The organism is Nostoc sp. UIC 10890, assembly GCF_054786515.1.
The window spans coordinates 1-1,041 of sequence record NZ_JBSGKF010000192.1 but is presented as its reverse complement, the minus strand read 5'-3'; the positions used below and the strand labels follow the sequence as shown (position 1 = coordinate 1,041).

1 protein-coding gene is annotated in these 1,041 nt (G+C 43.0%); it reads right to left on the bottom strand.

From position 1 onward, the window contains the following. Positions 1–144 precede the first annotated feature (144 nt). Positions 145–1,041: TonB-dependent receptor domain-containing protein (locus ACWATR_RS40345; protein WP_460346085.1), on the bottom strand; the 897-nt coding region annotated here is incomplete at its 5' end.

Genomic DNA, 1,041 nt, shown 5'->3' with positions numbered 1-1,041 from the left:
GCTAAACCGCCAGAAGATTTAGAAAGTAGTTATAAAAATAAAAGCGCTCGGGATTCCGAGCGCTTTTATTTTTATAGTTGATGATAGTGTATTCAAGTGATGGACAAACGAGTACCCATCTGGTTAGAACGGCTATGGTATTCACTAGAAAACATTGAATCCGTAACTGATGTAGTACAATCCACCAACTTCGGGGTTTCCGAATGCGCTCACAAAGTATCTGTTCAGCAAGTTAGACGCCCCTACTTTTACTAGGTTTTTGGTTTTAGGAATTTGGTAGCTTACTTGAGCATCCATGGTACCATAGGACGGAATATTTCCAGTTCCAAAGGTTCCTTCCCAAAACACTTTATCCTGCCAACGGTAATTCACCATAAAGCCCCAACCGTTTTTGATGTTAGGATTTCCCAAACCTAGGTTGTATCTATATTTTGGTGTATTGAAGAACGTAACCAGATCGGAGGGCACATTATTGAGTTGATCGCTGGCAAAGTTTCCATTAAGCGTGTATCCTTTTCCGAGACGGTATTCCATGCTTACGCCATATCCAATCGATTGAACATTATCAGGACTGTTCTGTGGGTAAGAGAAATTATTGGAGAATGGACGAGCAGGAATCAACAAACCAGGAATTCCAGCAGCACCCGCAACCTGCGGTTGAATCACTGCAACTCGACCAATAAAATTCTTATATACAGAATAATACCCGTACATATCGATGAGGAACTTCTTTCCGTAAAGGGCCTTATATCCAATTTCGTAGGAATTAGAAACCTCCGCCTTCAAAGGCTCAAAGGTACCTGGTTCCAACAAAGCAGGGTTCTGTGTCTCACGGAAACGCCTAACCGAATTAGCGGTATAAGGTTGATTACCGCTGAAGTTGTATTTGTCTACCGATTCTTGAAGACCACCAATCAGGGTTGAGGTACCGGTGAAGAGATCGATGTATTGGTCTTGGGTAGAGGGGAAACGGTAAGCGGTTTGGTAGCTCAAACGAACATTGGCATCTTGGGCAACTTTTACCACTGCAGAGAGGCGTGG